Raw genomic sequence first — 15,663 nt, 5'->3', positions numbered from 1 at the left:
CCGCCCGGACCGCCCCGCCGCTGTGGCGGGGGCTTGTCGTCAGACAGGGATCTTGACGCACGGATGAGCGAAATACCCAACGGAACCGGGGGTTTGTGGTGTTACTCACCACTCACCCGTTCGGGTGGACACCCTCGTGTCCGGACAGGTGTCCAGAGGCCCGAGGAGCCCCGGACCAGCGACGGAACGCCCAATTGCGCCTTGCGTCCGTGCCCGTTGCGCAACCTCGGCGGGTGCGCAAAAGGAGACACGGCTACGCCGAAAGGGGGTACGCCGTTTGGTCCGTTTCAGCAAGGATCCGGACGCCTCGGCAGAGGGCCGGGACGTCCGGAACCGGTCTTCGTGCGTCGTCAACTGTCGGAGCGCGGCGGCACCGTGACACGAGCCGTGCGGCGCTCTCCGTCCAGCACGCGCAACGCACGCGCCAGCGTGGGCGCGTGCAGCTCCGTCTCGCCGCGCTGATGCATCAGCGCCAGCGCGTCCCGGAGCTCGGCCGCCCTGCTGACCAGTGCCTGGGCGGCGCGCAGTCCGCGGTAGGTGTCGCCGTGCTGCGCCGGGTTGATACGGCCGAGCAGGTCGACCACGTCGAGGTAACGGTCGATCAACTCCCCTTCCGCGCGGGTCAGCGCGGGCAGTGGCGGCAATTCGGGTGGGAGCACCGGCCGATCACCTCCCCGTGGGCGGAGCGAGGGTGGTCTTGCGGCTGGGGATGATCCGGTCCACCAGCCCGTACTCCAGCGCCTCCTGGGCGCTGAGGATCTTGTCCCGCTCGATGTCCTCGCTCACCTGCTCACGGCTGCGGGCGCTGTGCCGGGCGAGCATCTCCTCCAGGCGGACCCGAATGCGCGTCAGTTCGTCGGCCTGGATGGCCAGATCGCTCGCCTGGCCCTCGATCGGCTCGGGCAGTCCCGGCTGATGGATCACCACCCGGGCTCCCGGCAGCGCGAACCGCTTGCCCTCGGTGCCCGACGCGAGCAGCACCGCGGCGGCCGAACCGGCCTGGCCCAGGCAGATCGTCTCCACGTCACAGGTGACGTACCGCATCGTGTCGTAGACCGCCGACATGGCGCTGAACGAGCCGCCGGGCGAATTGATGTACAGCGAGATGTCCCGGTCGGGGTCCTTGTGTTCCAGATACATGAACTGGGCCATCACGTCGTTGGCGGAGGTGTCGTCGATCGGCGTGCCGAGAAAGACGATCCGCTCCTCCAGCAGCTTCGAGTACGGGTCCTGCGTCTTGGTGCCGTAACTCGTGCGCTCGGTGAACTCGGGCAGTACGTAGCGGGCGGACGGTCGGGTCATGGCTCACGCTCCCTTGCCGGGGTGCCTGTAAAAAATGTACAGGACGTACATGACGTAATGTAGGGAGCATGGCCTACGAGATTCCGGTGACGCAAGCCAGGGCTGAGCTCGCCGAACTGATCAATCGCGTGGTGTACGGCGGTGAGCGCGTCGTCGTGACGCGCCACGGAAAGCCCCTCGTCGCCCTTGTCTCCGCAGCTGACCTCGAGCGACTCGACGCCCTCGACGCGCCCGTCGAGGAGCAGGTGATCAGCTCGGTCTCCAGCGTCCGCGGCGTCGCTTCCGCTCCCCGCGAACGGCAGCGGTTCGGTATCGCGGCCGAGCATCGGGGGGCGGCACCCTCCTAGACCCGGCTTTCGGGTCCGCCGAAACAACAGGACCGTGCACCCCCGTCCGCTACAGCGGGGGTGCACGGTCGGTTCGGTGTGACCGGACGGGGCCGGACGGCGCGTCAGCCGACGGAGGCCAGTGGCTTGTCGAGTTCCCTGCCGGTCGCGGACTCGGTGTCCTTCGTACGTGACTTCATGGCGCTTCCGAGCAGTACGGCGCCCAGGCCCAGCGCGGCCCACCAGGCCAGGGTGAGGGTGGGGCCGGTCGCCGCGGCGCCGTCGAAGAACGACACCGAGCGCAGCAGGCTCGCGCCCGCACCCGGCGGCAGCCACTGGCCGATCGTGCCGACCGGCTCGGGCAGCATCTGCGGGGCCGAGGACGCCCCGGAGAACGGATTGCCGAGGAACATCACCACGAACGACACGAGGCCGATGCCCGCGGGGCCGATCAGCGCGGCGAGCCCCGCGACGGCGGCGCTCACGGCCAGTGTCGACAGGGCGAACACCCCGGCCTCCGCCCACCAGTCGCCGGCGAGGACCTCCAGCCAGCTGTGCGCGAGGGCGGTCGTGATCACGCCGATCAGGGCGGCGGCGCCGACCAGGGCGCTCACGGCGCGGACGCCGCGCAGCCCGAGCAGGGTCACCGCGGCGCCGGCCGCCATGCCGGCCAGGGCGAGCGGCAGGACGCTCGCGTTCAGGGCCGCGCCACGCGGGTCGGTCTGCGGGGCGGGGACCACGTCGACCGTCCTCACCTCGGTGCCCGCGGCGGCGGCCTGTCGCTCCACCGCCTGCTGGAGCAGCTGGGCGACCGTCGGGCTCGCGGCCGAGGCGGTCAGCAGCTTCGGTCCCTGGGCCGTGACCACGACCGCGCCGTATACGGTCCGGTCCTCGACGGCCTCCCGTGCGGCGGCCTCGCCGGCGTAGCGGTGGATCTCGAACGCGCCGTCCTGCCGGGCGAGCTGCCGCTCCACCTGGGCCGTGGCGGCGGCGGGTCCGGCCACGCCGAGCGGCAGGTCGCGGGGCGCGGTGCGGGCGGCCGGCCAGGCGAAAGCCCACAGGGCGAGCGCGGCGAGTACGGGGACGAGCACGACGACCGCGACCAGGCGCCGGGATGCCGCGTTCCTGGGCGGTGTGGCGGAGGGGGTGGACATGGGGTCTCCCTCGGAAGGTCTCGGAGAGGTGAGCGCCAGAAGGAAGGCGCTAAAAAGAAGGATCGTTCGTTTTACGGTTCCTCTCACCATCCTGCCGATGTCGAACCTTGTCAAGAAGGAATGTTCGTTTTACTTTGTGGACCATGGCCCGCGTATCCCAGGAACACCTCGACGCCCGCCGCCGGCAGATCCTCGACGGCGCCGCGCGCCTCTTCGCACGCAACGGCTTCCACGCCACGTCGATGCAGGACGTGCTGAAGGAGGTCGACCTCTCGGCCGGTGCGGTGTACCGCTACTACAGCGGCAAGGACGAGCTGATCGCCGCGATCGTCAACGAGGTGCTCGGCGAGATCCGCGCGGCCTTCGCCGACGTCACCCGGCAGAGCCCGCCTCCGCCGCCGGACCTCCTGGTCGGCCTGGTCCTGGGACGGACGCTGCGCGTGTGGTCGTCCCTGGACGTCGAGGGCGAGCCGCTCTTCCCGCGGCTGATGATGCAGGTGTGGGCGGAGACCGTGCGCAACGAGGAACTGGCCCTCGTCCTGAGGGACGTCTTCACCGAGCTGCGCGAGAACTGGGTGGCGGCCGTCGAGGCGTACCAGGAAGCCGGAATGATGGGAGCGGAGATTCCCGCGGAACATGTCGCGCGCACGATGATCGCCACCGTGCAGGGATTCGTCGCCCAGCAGGCACTGTTCGGTGCGGCGCCGGTGGAGGTCCTGCAGAACGGTCTGCGCGGGCTGATGAGCATGCCGGCCCCGCGGCCGGAGTCCTGAACGGGTTCCACCGGATCGGGTCCCACAGCATCACAGCTCGGTTAACTTGCTTGAAATGCGGTCCAACTAGCCTGCCCATCCACGCCACCAGGGACTTTGCCGGGTGGCCGCGGCAACCGGACCCCGCACGGTCCGGAGCGAGGACTGTGAGGTGGGACGTGCAACTGACCCCGCACGAGCAAGAGAGGCTGCTCATCCACGTGGCGGCCGACGTCGCCGAGAAGCGCCGGGCCCGTGGCCTCAAGCTGAACCACCCCGAGGCGATCGCCCTCATCACGTCGCACATCCTCGAGGGCGCCCGCGACGGCCGTACGGTCGCCGAGCTCATGTCCTCCGGGCGCAAGCTGCTCACCCGGGACGACGTCATGGCGGGCATCCCCGAGATGATCCACGACGTCCAGGTCGAGGCGACCTTCCCGGACGGCACCAAGCTCGTCACCGTCCACGACCCGATCGTCTGAGGGGGCCTCGATGATCCCCGGAGAGATCCTGTTCGCCGACGGTCCGATTGCCTACAACGAGGGCCGCGAGGTCACCCGGCTGACCGTCCTCAACGCCGCCGACCGGCCCGTCCAGGTCGGCTCCCACTACCACTTCGCCGAGGCCAACCCCGGTCTGGACTTCGACCGCGGCGCCGCGCGCGGCAAGCGGCTCAACATCGCCGCCGGCACCGCCGTGCGCTTCGAGCCCGGGATCCCCGTCGACGTCGAACTCGTCCCGCTCACCGGCGCCCGTGTGGTGCCCGGACTGCGCGGGGAGACCGGAGGTGCCCTCGATGCCTGAGATCTCCCGTGCCGCGTACGCGGACCTGTTCGGGCCGACGACCGGTGACCGCATCCGGCTCGCCGACACCGATCTGCTGGTCGAGATCGAGGAGGACCGTTCCGGCGGTCCCGGGCTCGCCGGCGACGAGGCCGTGTTCGGCGGCGGCAAGGTCATCCGCGAGTCCATGGGCCAGTCCCGTGCTACGCGCGCAGACGGCACCCCCGACACGGTGATCACCGGCGTCGTGATCATCGACCACTGGGGCATCGTCAAGGCCGACGTCGGTATCCGCGACGGCCGGATCACCGGCATCGGCAAGGCGGGCAACCCCGACACGATGGACGGGGTGCACCCGGACCTCGTCATCGGCCCCGAGACCGAGATCATCGCCGGCAACGGGCGGATCCTCACGGCCGGAGCCATCGACGCCCACGTCCACCTCATCTGCCCCCAGATCGCCGACGAGGCCCTCGCCTCCGGCACCACCACGCTGATCGGCGGCGGTACCGGACCCGCCGAGGGCTCCAAGGCGACCACCGTCACGCCCGGACCCTGGCACCTGGCGCGGATGCTGGAAGCGATGGAGGCCCACCCCGTCAACTTCGGTCTGCTGGGCAAGGGCAACACCGTCTCCCACGAGGCGATGCTCTCCCAGATCCGCGGTGGCGCGCTCGGCCTCAAGCTGCACGAGGACTGGGGCTCGACCCCGGCCGTCATCGACGCCTCGCTGACCGTCGCCGACCAGACCGGCATCCAGATCGCGATCCACACGGACACGCTGAACGAGGCGGGCTTCGTCGGCGACACGCTCGCCGCCATCGCGGGCCGGGGCATCCACGCGTACCACACCGAGGGCGCGGGCGGCGGCCACGCGCCGGACATCATGACCGTCGTCTCCGAGCCGCACGTGCTGCCGAGCTCGACCAACCCGACGCGGCCGTTCACCGTCAACACCGCCGAGGAACACCTCGACATGCTGATGGTGTGCCACCACCTCAACGCCGCTGTCCCCGAGGACCTCGCCTTCGCCGAGTCGCGGATCCGGCCGTCGACCATCGGGGCCGAGGACATACTGCACGACCTGGGCGCGATCTCGATCATCTCCTCCGACTCGCAGGCCATGGGACGCGTCGGCGAGGTCATCATGCGGACCTGGCAGACCGCCCATGTGATGAAGGGGCGGCGGGGCGCGCTGCCCGGGGACGGGCGGGCCGACAACCTGCGGGTGCGGCGGTACGTGTCCAAGTACACGATCAACCCCGCGCTCGCGCAGGGCCTCGGCGCCGAGATCGGCTCCGTGGAGACCGGCAAGCTCGCCGACCTGGTGCTGTGGGAGCCGGCCTTCTTCGGCGTCAAGCCTCACCTCGTCATCAAGGGCGGGCAGATCGCGTACGCGCAGATGGGCGACGCCAACGCGTCCATCCCGACCCCGCAGCCGATCCTGCCCCGGCCGATGTTCGGCGCGATCGGTCGGGCGCCCGCCGCGAACTCCGTCAACTTCGTGGCGTCGCTCGCCATCGAGGACGGGCTGCCGGAGCGGCTCCAGCTGGGGAAGCGGTTCGTGGCCATCGAGTCGACGCGTGGGGTCACCAAGGCCGACATGCGTCAGAACGACGCGCGGCCCGAGGTGCGGGTCGATCCCGACAGCTTCGCCGTGCACATCGACGGGGAGCTGGTGGAGGCCACTCCTGCGGCCGAACTGCCCATGGCTCAGCGGTACTTCCTGTTCTGAGGGTTGGGTTGTGATGTCACGGGCTGCACTTCTCGTCCTTGCCGACGGCCGCTTTCCCGCCGGGGGCCATGCGCACTCGGGGGGTGCGGAGGCGGCCGTCAAGGCCGGGCGGATCACCGGGGCCGAGAGCCTGGAGGACTTCTGCCGGGGGCGGTTGCACACGGCGGGGCTGGTCGCGGCCTCGCTCGCGGCGGCCGCCGCGCTCGGGGTCGATGTGGTGGCCCTGGACGAGGCCGCTGACGCCCGGACGCCCTCGCCCGCGTTGCGTACGGCGGCCCGGAAGCTCGGGCGGCAGCTGATGCGGGCGGCTCGGGCGACCTGGCCCTCCGAGGAACTCGATGCCGTGGCGCGGGAGTTCCCCAAGGGGGCGCATCAGCCGGTCGTGCTCGGGGTGGCCGCTCGGGCGGCCGGACTGGGGGCGGTCGATGCCGCGTACTGCGCGGCGTACGAGAGTGTGAGCGGGCCGGCGAGTGCGACGGTGCGGTTGCTGAGTCTTGATCCCTTCGACGCCACGGCCGTGCTGGCCCGGTTGGCGCCGGAGATGGACCGGGTCGCGGATCGGGCGGTGGAGGCGGGGCGGGCGGTGGTCGGCGGTGGGGTCGACGAGTTGCCCGCGGCGTCTGCTCCGTTGCTGGAGATCGGGGCGGAGGTGCATGCGGCTTGGGCTGTGCGGCTGTTTGCGTCCTAGGGATTCTTTCGCCCCCGCCGCCCCTACCCTTCCCGTCCTTGAAGGGACTCTGCCCCTTCGACCCCGCCAGGGGGCCCTGCCCCCTGGACCCCCGTTCGGCCTGAACGGCCTCGTCCTCGAACTCCCCCAGAGGGGGCACCCCCAGACGGGCTGAAATACCGGGCCCCACCTATCAAAGGAGCCGCCCCATGCACCTCGACCACTCCCACGACGGCCCCTCCGCCGTCAGCGCCGACGCCCATCGGCCCGACGGCTCTCGCCGTGCGCTGCGTATCGGTCTCGGCGGGCCCGTCGGGTCCGGTAAGACCGCCACCGTTGCCGCGCTCTGCCGGGCGCTGCGGGACGAGCTGTCCCTCGCCGTCGTCACGAACGACATCTACACGCGCGAGGACGCCGAGTTCCTGCTGCGGGAGGCCGTGCTGCCGCCCGAGCGGATCACGGCCGTGGAGACGGGGGCGTGTCCGCACACCGCGATCCGGGACGACATCTCGGCGAACCTCGAAGCCGTCGAGGATCTGGAGGACGAGGTCGGGCCCCTGGACCTCATCCTCGTGGAGTCCGGCGGGGACAATCTCACCGCCACCTTCTCCAAGGGGCTCGTCGACGCGCAGATCTTCGTGATCGACGTGGCCGGGGGCGACGACATTCCGCGCAAGGGCGGGCCCGGTGTGACGACCGCCGACCTGCTCGTCGTCAACAAGACCGACCTCGCGCCGTACGTCGGCTCGGACCTCGCGCGGATGGCGGCGGACGCCAAGGCGCAGCGGGCCGAACTGCCGGTGGTGTTCCAGTCGTTGAGGAGCGAGCCCGGTGTGCGGGACGTCGCCGAGTGGGTGCGGGCGCAGCGTGCCGCGTGGGCGGCATGACGGCTGTGGCGGGCGGGGTGCGGGCACTCGCGCGGATCGTCGCCCGGCAGGACGGGCGGGGCGGTACGTCGCTGCCCGTGCTCGATGGTGAGGGGCCGCTCGCGCTCCGCCGCACTCGGTCGAGCGGCGCCGAGGCCCGGGTCGTGGTCGTCGGTGCGATGAGCGGGCCGCTCGGCGGCGATCACTTCACCGTCGAGGCCGATGTGGAGGCCGGTGCCCGGCTGCATGTCGGGTCGGCGGCCGCCACCATCGCGCTGCCGGGGCAGGCCAAGGGCGAGGCCCGGTACGACGTGCGGCTGTCCGTGGCCGACGGTGGTGAACTGCACTGGTTGCCCGAGCAGTTGATCTCCGCCCGAGGCAGCGACCTGCACGTCACGACCCGCGTCGACGTCGGTGCGAGCGGGCGACTCGTCCTGCGTGAGGAGCAGGTGCTCGGGCGGGTGGGGGAGGAGCCCGGGCGGCTGAGCAGTCGGATCCGGGTGGGTGTCGCGGGGCGCGTGGTTCTCGATCAGGAGCTGGCCTGCGGACCTGGTGCGCCGGGCGGCTGGGACGGTCCCGCCGGGCTCGGCGGGTGTCGCGCCGTCGGGCAACTCGTCGTCGTACGGCCGGAGTTCGCGGATGCTCCGGTGGCGGCCCGGGTGCTGGGGGATCACGCCGCCGTGCTGCCCCTCGCCGGGCCGGCCGCCCTGGTGAGTGCCGTGGCGGCCGACGCGCTGCGGCTGCGCGGACTGCTCGACGAGGCGCTGGAGGCGCTCGACTCCCTCGGCTGAGCGCCTTCCGGCGGGCGGTACCGGCTCGTCAACGGATGGGCAGTCGCGGGAACTTGCGCTCCTTCTCCGCGGCCTTGGCGGCGGCGGTCTGCTCGGCCTTGGCCACGGCCGCGTACTGGTCGACGTACTCCTGCTCGGACAGGGACAGGATCGCGTACATGATCTCGTCGGTCACCGCGCGCAGGATCGCCTTCTCGTTCTCCATGCCGGCGTAGCGGGAGAAGTCGAGGGGCTTGCCGAAGCGGATCGTCACCGGGTGGACGTTCGGGATGATCTTGCCGGGCGGCTGTGCCTCGAACGTGCCGATCATGGCGCAGGGGATGACCGGGACCCCGGCCCTGAGAGCCATCACCGCGACGCCGACCTTGCCCTTGTAGAGGCGGCCGTCGTGCGAGCGGGTGCCCTCGGGATAGATGCCGAGGAGCTCGTCCTTGCTCAGGACGCCGAGGCCCTCGCGGATCGCGGCCTGGCCCGCCTCCTTGCCGGTGCGGTCGACCGGGATCTGGCCGGCGCTGCGGAAGAAGGCCGCGGTCAGGCGCCCCTTGAGGCCGGGGCCCGTGAAGTACTCCTTCTTCGCGAGGAAGGTGATGCGCCGTTTGAGTATCGCCGGCATCAGGAAGTGGTCGGAGAACGACAGGTGGTTGCCGGCGACGATGGCCGCGCCCGTGGCCGGTACGTGCTCAAGGCCTTCGATGCGAGGCCGGAAGACCAGTCTCAGGAGTGGTCCCAACAACACGTATTTCAGTACGTAGTAGAACAAGGGGGGCGCTCCTCACTCGGGGGATCAGCTCGGGCCGCCGCGTTCTGGCAGGTCAACCAGCGTGCCGTGGGGGTGTCAGTGTAGGCGCAGGGTTGACGGGCCGGAACCGGGTCGGGTCGGACGGATGCCGACCCATGGCGATTTTCCTGACTGGATGTCAGGAATTGGCCGGGCGGCGGCGCTTGCGGATGGGGAGGACCGCCGGACCAGCCTGGTGTCAGGGGTCGGTGTGCGGCAACCGGATGGCATGGTTTGGCGTGATCACGGCCACCGGGTGGCAGGCGGCCCGTTCTTGCGGGGGGCCGTCGCCTCTGCTCGGCCGCCGCGGCGGCACGCGTCACAGCCGTACGCATCACAGCCGCACGATGATCAGCGCCGTGTCGTCGGTCGCGCCGCCGGGCGGCAGCAGCTCCAGCAGCACCGCGTCGGCGAGGGTCTCGGGGTCGGCCGTGCGATGGCGGACGAGGGACTCCGCGAGCCTGGTCAGGCCGGTGTCGATGTCCTCGCGGCGGCGCTCGATCAGGCCGTCCGTGTACAGCGCGAGGGTGGCTCCGTCGGCGTAAGTAGTCGTGGCCTGCGGTCTCGGGATCGGGTCGGGGCGGGCGTCCAGAGGCGTGTCGGTGGCCTTGTCGAGGAACTCCACGCGGCCGTCGGCGTGGACCAGTACCGGCGGCGGATGGCCCGCGCTGCTGTAGGCGATGGTGCGGTCGTCGAAGTCGATGAACGTGGTGACCGCGGTGGCCGATTCCGCGCCGTCGACCACATGGGCGTACCGCCCGAGGACGTCGAGCGCGTGGGCGGGGCCGTCGGCCACGCGGGAGGAGGCGCTGAGCGCGCTGCGCAGCTGGCCCATGACGCCGGCCGCCGCGAGACCGTGGCCGACCACGTCGCCCACGGACACGCCGATGCGGTTGCCGCCCACCAGGTCGATCAGGTCGTACCAGTCGCCGCACACGTTCAGCGCGCCGACCGCGGGCCGGTAGCGCACCGCCGCCCGGTGGTTGCCCACCTGCCGTCGGGCGGGCAGCATCGCCTCCTGCAGGGCCAGGGCCACCTCGCGCTCGCGGGCGTGGGCCTGCCGCAGCCGGTCGTTGACCTCCTGCAGTTCGCGGGCGCGTGTGTACAGCTCGGCCTCCAGCACCCGCGCCCGGCTGTCGCCCCCCGCGCCCCCGCGCAGCCGGATGAGCTCGGTGACCTCCTCCACCCGGTGCAGCACGAACTCCACCTTTCCGTGGGGCCCGCGCACGGGCGCGTTGATCGGGCTCCAGTAGCGCTCCTCCCAGTGGCCGGGAAGCACGGGGTCCTCGACGTCGTAGCGCTGCAGTGCCATGGTGTCGCGCTCGCCGGTGGCCACCACACGCAGCATCGACGCCCGGACGTCGCGCATGCCGGTCGCCGCCGGGTCGTTGGGGTTCTCGGGGAAGACATCGAAGATGTACCGGCCCACCAGCTGCTCCCGGGTGCGCCCGGACAGGCGCTGGAAGTCCTCGTTGGCGTCGGCGTAGACCAGCTCCGGGGTCAGCAGCGCCACCATCCCGGGCAGGGCCTGGAACACCGCCGCGTAGTCGATCGCCGTCTCATCCATGGCTCCCGCCTCACCACCGGGACCTGACCAGTTTCCCATGCTGCATCGCTTATGTACCGATGTACTACATCTGGAGCGATTCGGCAGATCAGGGCGACGGATCCAGCAGCGACTGCTCGGCCCAGATGATCTTCCCTTCGGGCACGAAGCGGGTGCCCCACTGCTGGGTGAACTGGGAGACCAGCAGCAGCCCGCGCCCTCCCTCGTCGGTGGTCCGCGGGTGACGCAGATGCGGGGCGGTGGCGCCGCCGTCAGAGACCTCGCAGAACAGTGCCCGCTCCCGGATCAGACGCAGCCGGATGGGGCCGGCGGCGTACCGGATGGCGTTGGTGACCAGCTCGCTGACCACCAGTTCCGTCGTGAACGCCAGCTCCTCCAGCCCCCACTCGGACAGCTGCCGGGTGGCCGTCTTACGGGCGTCGGCGACGGCGGCCGGGTCCGCGGGCAGGTCCCAGTCTGCGACCTGCTCGGCGCCCAGGAGCCGGGTGCGGGCCATCAGTAGGGCCACGTCGTCGTACGGCCGGTCCGGCACCAGCGCGTCGACCACGGTCCGGCACTGCCTGTCGAGCGATGCCGCGCCCTGCTCCAGCGCCCGCCGCAGCCGGGCCCGGTCCGCGTCCAGGGCCCAGGCGTCCCCGCCGGCCAGCAGTCCGTCGGTGTGCAGGGCGAGCGTGCTGCCCGCCGCCAGGGCCAGCTCCACCGACTCGAAGGGGGGACCGCCGACGCCGAGCGGCGGGCCCTGCGGCACGTCGACGAAGGTGACGGTGCCGTCGGGCATGACCACGGCGGGCGCCGGATGGCCCGCGACCGCCATGGTGCAGGTCCCGTCGACCGGGTCGTAGACGAGGTACACGCACCCCGCCCCCACGGACTGCGCGCTGTCGGACTCCTCCCCGCCCGGCTCGACGCCCTCCTCGCGGGCCGACCGCGCGACCAGGTCGTCCAGATGGGCCAGCACCTCGTCGGGCGGCAGATCCAGCGCGGCGAGTGTCCGTACGGCCGTACGCAGCCGCCCCATCGCCGCGGCGGCGCCGATGCCGTGCCCGGGCACCTCGCCCACCACCAGGGCGACGCGGGCCCCCGACAGCGGGATGACGTCGTACCAGTCGCCGCCGAGGCCGGTCAGCTCGTCGGCCGGCCGGTAGCAGGCGGCCACCTCGAGGGCGTCCTGCTCGGGCAGGCGGTGCGGCAGCAGGCTGCGCTGCAGGACCAGGGCGGCGTCGCGTTCGCGGGTGTAGCGCCGGGCGTTGTCGACACAGACGGCGGCGCGGGAGACGAGGTCCTCGGCCAGGTTCAGGTCGTCCTCCTCGAACGGCTCCTGGCGGTGGCGCCGGAAGAACGTGGTGACGCCCAGGGTGACGCCCCGTGCCCGGATCGGCACGATCATCACGCTGTGCAGGCCCAGTTCCAGGAAGATCGCGGCCTGACCGCCGCGCGCGTGCTTGGCCCAGGCCTCGCCGAGCGGATCGAGTTTCTCCTCGCGCCAGGACTTGCCCGTCCGCAGGCAGCGGATCGGAGGCGAGTTTGCCGGATAGGCGGCCACCTCGCCGATGTCGACGACGGTCACCGGCACGCTCCCGTCGACCGACTGGTGTCCCGCCCGGCGCAGCGGCACCGGTTCCGTGTCGCTCAACGGCCCGGGCGCGGGCTCGCCGCCCCGCAGCACCGACTCCAGCAGGTCCACCGTGACGATGTCGGCGAGTCCCGGTACGGCCACGTCCGCCAGCTCCTGGGCGGTGCGGGTGATGTCGAGGCTGCGGCCGATGTGCTCGCCGGCCCGGTCGAGCAGGGCCAGCCGCTGCCGGGCGCGGTGCCGGTCGGAGATGTCCTCCACCGTGTAGTACACGCCGGTCGGGTGGCCGTGGCCGTCGTCGAGCCGGGTGAACGACATCATGTGCGCGGTCTCGCGCAGCGGGGCGGAGCGGGCGTGGCCCACGTGCTCGTAGCCGACGATCGGGTCGCCGGTCTCCAGGACCTGGCGCATCTGTGCCTCGATGGACTGGGCGTCCAGGCCGGGCTGGATGTCCGCGAGCCGCATCCCGAGCCGGTGGGGTGGGGGGCCGCCGCCGAACTGGGCGAGGGCCCGGTTCGACCAGACGTAGCGCAGGTCCGTGTCCACGATCGCTATGCCCACGGGGGAGCGGGCGACCATCTGCTCCAGGGTGTCGCGGCTCATGTCCCAACCGTGGGCGTCCCCGAGCGCGGACAGGAGCACGAGCCAGCGCGAGGGGCCCTGGGCGTCGAGGGCCGAGGTGATCCGCACCATCAGCCGGACCGGCGCGCCGCCCTTGCGTACCGCCGTCAGCAGCCCCGCCCAGCCGCCCTCCTCGCGGCACCGCTCGATCAGCTCCGGGAGCCGCCCGGCGTCCTGCGCGTCGAACAGCTCGCCGACGTGCTTTCCCACCGCCTCGGAGGCCACGTACGCCAGCAGCCGCTGCGCGTCCCTGGTCCACCCCGTCACCAGACCCTGCGCGTCGAGCAGCAGAGGCGCGGCGTCCGCCACGTCGAACCCCTGCCTGGCTACGCCCTGCTCCTCGTGTGTGCCCACGGCCGACCTCTCTGTCGCTGAGAGCGGTCTACCACCTCTTGTCCCCATCTTCACCCTTCCGGTCAACGCCGCCTCTTTGTGGGGGGCCGGGTGGGGGCGGGGAGCGGGGGAGCGGTGGGCCGCAGAGAGGGCGGGGGAGCGGCGCGGGGTGCGGGAACGTGCGTGGTGGAGGCGGGGGCGGTGGTGAGGGAGGGGCGAGGAGAGAGGTGGTGGGCCGGGAGGTGGAGGGGGGCCGGGGGCGCACAGGGAAATGGCGGAAACAGGAGGGGTGTGCCGGTGTGCGCGGATGCGCCGGCCGACGTCCGGCAGCCCGGCCCCGATGGTGCGGGAGCCGGGCTGCCGGTCTGTTGTGTCAGGCCGGGGCCGTCACGTCAGGACCCTCTCCAGCGCCCCCAGCGCCCCCTCCAACTCCTCCGACGTGATCGTCAGGGGCGGCGCCAGGCGGATGGTGGAGCCGTGGGTGTCCTTGACCAGGATTCCCTCGCGCAGGAGGCGTTGGCTGATCTCGCGGCCCGTGCCGACCGCCGGGTCGATGTCGACGCCCGCCCACAGGCCCCGCGCGCGGAAGCCGACGACGCCCTTGCCGAGCAGGGCCGACAGGCCGCCCCGCAGGACCACGCCCAGCTCGGCCGCGCGGCGCTGGAACTCGCCCGTCTCCAGGAGGTCGACCACGGCCGTGCCGACCGCCGCGGACAGCGGGTTGCCGCCGAAGGTCGACCCGTGCTCGCCCGGCCGCAGGACGCCGAGCACATCGCGTCGGGCCACCACCGCCGACACCGGGACGATGCCGCCGCCCAGCGCCTTGCCGAGGAGCAGTACGTCCGGGACGACCCCCTCGTGCTCGACGGCGAGCGTACGCCCCGTGCGGCCGAGGCCCGACTGGATCTCGTCCGCGATGAACAGGCAGCCCTTGCGGCGGGTCAGCTCGCGCACCCCGGCCAGATAGCCCTCGTCGGGGATGACGACCCCGGCCTCGCCCTGGATCGGCTCCAGCAGCACCGCCGCCGTCGTCTCGTCGACCGCCGCCTCCAGCGCCGCCAGGTCGTTGTACGGCACGATCCGGAAGCCGGGTGTGAAGGGGCCGAAGCCCTGCCGCGCGCTCTCGTCCGTCGAGAAGCTGACGATCGTCGTCGTACGGCCGTGGAAGTTCTCCGCGGCGACCACGATCGTCGCCCGGTCGGCCGGGACGCCCTTCACCTCGTACGCCCACTTGCGGGCCACCTTGATGCCGCTCTCCACCGCCTCGGCGCCCGTGTTCATCGGCAGCACCATGTCGAGGCCCGTCAGCGCCGCCAGCCGCTCGGCGAACTCGGCGAGGCGGTCGTTGTGGAACGCGCGGGAGGTCAGGGTCAGGCGGTCCAGCTGGCGATGGGCCACCTCGATCAGCGCCGGGTGGCGATGGCCGAAGTTCAGGGCCGAGTAGCCGGCCAGCATGTCCAGGTACCGGCGGCCCTCCACGTCCTCCACCCAGGTGCCCTCGGCACGGGCGACGACCACGGGCAGCGGGTGGTAGTTGTGGGCGACGACCGGTTCCTCGGCGCGGATCAGGTCGGCGGACGAGCGGGTGGTGACGGGAGCGGTCATCAGCGGATCTCCTGGGTGCAGCACTTGATGCCGCCGCCGGCCTTGCGGAACTCCGACAGGTCGACGGGGACGGGGACATAGCCGCGATCGGCGAGGGCGGCGGAGAGGGCCTCGGCCTGGGGCGCGATGAAGACGTTGCGGCCGTCGGACACGGAGTTCAGACCGAACGCCATCGCGTCGTCCCGGGTCGCGAGCACCGCGTCCGGGTACAGCCGCCCGAGCACCTCACGGCTGCCCGGCGAGAAGGCCTCCGGGTAGTACGCGATGTTGTCGTCGTCGAGGACGAACAGCGCCGTGTCCAGGTGGTAGAACCGCGGATCCACCAGGGTCAGGCTGATCACCGGGTGCCCGAAGAACTCCTGCACCTCGCGATGCGCCTCGCGGGTGGTACGGAAACCGGTGCCGGCCAGGACGTACCGGCCGGTCCAGACCAGGTCGCCCTCGCCCTCGCACACCGACTCGGGGCGGTACACGTCGTAGCCCGCCGTCTTGAACCAGGTGTCGTAGTGCGTGGACTCGGGGCGCCGCTCCGGCGCGTGGAAGAGGGAGCCGAAGACGCGGCCGCCCACGACGACCGCCGAGTTCGCGGCGAAGACCATGTCGGGCAGGCCGGGAGCGGGCTCCACCGCGTCGACGGTGTGGCCGTGGTCCCGGTAGGCGCGGATCAGCCGCTGCCACTGCTCCTGGGCCAGGTCCACGTCGACGGGTGCGTCGGGACGCATCCAGGGGTTGATCGCGTACTGCACGGCGAAGTGTCTGGGTTCGCAGACGAGATACCGCCGCCGGCGCGGCACACGGGTGTCGGACACA

The 15,663-nt window shown here is 71.9% G+C and carries 16 protein-coding genes; 8 read left to right on the top strand and 8 right to left on the bottom strand.

Annotated features, from left to right (window positions below; all coding sequences use genetic code 11):
- Positions 1-350: 350 nt before the first annotated feature.
- Both EJ357_RS06705 and EJ357_RS06700 read right to left on the bottom strand, forming a co-directional pair.
- Entirely contained in the window at positions 351-659 is a 309-nt protein-coding gene (locus EJ357_RS06705; RefSeq protein WP_126389586.1) for a hypothetical protein, read from the bottom strand.
- Between the two features lie 7 nt (positions 660-666).
- Complete coding sequence (locus tag EJ357_RS06700; RefSeq protein WP_126389583.1) at positions 667-1,302, bottom strand: ATP-dependent Clp protease proteolytic subunit; 636 nt, start codon at positions 1,300-1,302, stop codon at positions 667-669.
- Between the two features lie 68 nt (positions 1,303-1,370).
- Here EJ357_RS06700 and EJ357_RS06695 point away from each other — a divergent pair, with 68 nt between their 5' ends.
- On the top strand, positions 1,371-1,649 hold the full coding sequence (locus EJ357_RS06695) for a type II toxin-antitoxin system Phd/YefM family antitoxin (RefSeq protein ID WP_126389580.1): 279 nt from the start codon (positions 1,371-1,373) through the stop codon (positions 1,647-1,649).
- A 104-nt stretch (positions 1,650-1,753) separates the two neighbouring features.
- Here the strand turns inward: EJ357_RS06695 and EJ357_RS06690 are convergent, their stop codons facing one another.
- The gene (locus tag EJ357_RS06690) at positions 1,754-2,782 is read right to left on the bottom strand and encodes an ABC transporter permease (RefSeq protein ID WP_126389577.1); all 1,029 of its coding nucleotides are present in this window, start codon (positions 2,780-2,782) and stop codon (positions 1,754-1,756) included.
- A gap of 143 nt (positions 2,783-2,925) precedes the next feature.
- Between EJ357_RS06690 and EJ357_RS06685 the strand changes: the two genes are divergently transcribed.
- From EJ357_RS06685 to EJ357_RS06655, 7 genes are all read left to right on the top strand, one after another.
- On the top strand, positions 2,926-3,555 hold the full coding sequence (locus EJ357_RS06685; protein ID WP_126389575.1) for a TetR/AcrR family transcriptional regulator: 630 nt from the start codon (positions 2,926-2,928) through the stop codon (positions 3,553-3,555).
- A 158-nt stretch (positions 3,556-3,713) separates the two neighbouring features.
- Complete coding sequence (locus tag EJ357_RS06680; protein WP_126389572.1) at positions 3,714-4,016, top strand: urease subunit gamma; 303 nt, start codon at positions 3,714-3,716, stop codon at positions 4,014-4,016.
- A 10-nt stretch (positions 4,017-4,026) separates the two neighbouring features.
- The gene (locus tag EJ357_RS06675) at positions 4,027-4,338 is read left to right on the top strand and encodes an urease subunit beta (RefSeq protein ID WP_126389569.1); all 312 of its coding nucleotides are present in this window, start codon (positions 4,027-4,029) and stop codon (positions 4,336-4,338) included.
- Positions 4,331-6,052: an urease subunit alpha gene (locus tag EJ357_RS06670; RefSeq protein WP_126389565.1), complete on the top strand. Its 1,722-nt coding sequence runs from the start codon at positions 4,331-4,333 to the stop codon at positions 6,050-6,052. The genes EJ357_RS06675 and EJ357_RS06670 overlap by 8 nt, the downstream gene beginning before the upstream one ends.
- 13 nt (positions 6,053-6,065) lie before the next feature.
- A complete protein-coding gene (locus tag EJ357_RS06665) occupies positions 6,066-6,740 on the top strand; it encodes an urease accessory protein UreF (protein ID WP_126389562.1) in 675 nt (224 codons plus the stop codon).
- A gap of 188 nt (positions 6,741-6,928) precedes the next feature.
- Positions 6,929-7,606 (top strand): urease accessory protein UreG, encoded by a 678-nt coding sequence (ureG, locus tag EJ357_RS06660; protein ID WP_126389560.1) that lies wholly within the window; start codon positions 6,929-6,931, stop codon positions 7,604-7,606.
- Positions 7,603-8,376 carry an urease accessory protein UreD gene (locus EJ357_RS06655; protein WP_126389557.1) on the top strand — a complete coding sequence of 258 codons (774 nt, stop codon included), beginning with the start codon at positions 7,603-7,605 and terminating at the stop codon, positions 8,374-8,376. The genes ureG and EJ357_RS06655 overlap by 4 nt, the downstream gene beginning before the upstream one ends.
- A 28-nt stretch (positions 8,377-8,404) precedes the next feature.
- On the opposite strand, the gene EJ357_RS06650 is transcribed toward EJ357_RS06655, so the two are convergent.
- The 5 genes from EJ357_RS06650 to ddaH all read right to left on the bottom strand — a co-directional run bounded on the left by EJ357_RS06650 (position 8,405) and on the right by ddaH (position 15,662).
- On the bottom strand, positions 8,405-9,136 hold the full coding sequence (locus tag EJ357_RS06650) for a lysophospholipid acyltransferase family protein (protein WP_126389554.1): 732 nt from the start codon (positions 9,134-9,136) through the stop codon (positions 8,405-8,407).
- A gap of 352 nt (positions 9,137-9,488) precedes the next feature.
- Entirely contained in the window at positions 9,489-10,721 is a 1,233-nt protein-coding gene (locus tag EJ357_RS06645; protein WP_126389552.1) for a PP2C family protein-serine/threonine phosphatase, read from the bottom strand.
- Between the two features lie 88 nt (positions 10,722-10,809).
- Complete coding sequence (locus EJ357_RS06640; protein WP_126389549.1) at positions 10,810-13,269, bottom strand: SpoIIE family protein phosphatase; 2,460 nt, start codon at positions 13,267-13,269, stop codon at positions 10,810-10,812.
- Positions 13,270-13,635: 366 nt separating this feature from the next.
- Positions 13,636-14,853, bottom strand: coding sequence for an ornithine--oxo-acid transaminase (gene rocD / locus EJ357_RS06635; RefSeq protein ID WP_126389547.1), 1,218 nt, complete (start codon positions 14,851-14,853; stop codon positions 13,636-13,638).
- A complete protein-coding gene (gene ddaH, locus EJ357_RS06630; RefSeq protein ID WP_126389544.1) occupies positions 14,853-15,662 on the bottom strand; it encodes a dimethylargininase in 810 nt (269 codons plus the stop codon). Before ddaH ends, rocD begins: the two co-directional genes overlap by 1 nt.
- Position 15,663 lies beyond the last annotated feature (1 nt).

This window comes from Streptomyces cyaneochromogenes, from assembly GCF_003963535.1.
Taxonomy (GTDB): Bacteria; Actinomycetota; Actinomycetes; order Streptomycetales; family Streptomycetaceae; genus Streptomyces; species Streptomyces shaanxiensis.
This window is presented reverse-complemented; position numbering and strand designations above follow the sequence as displayed.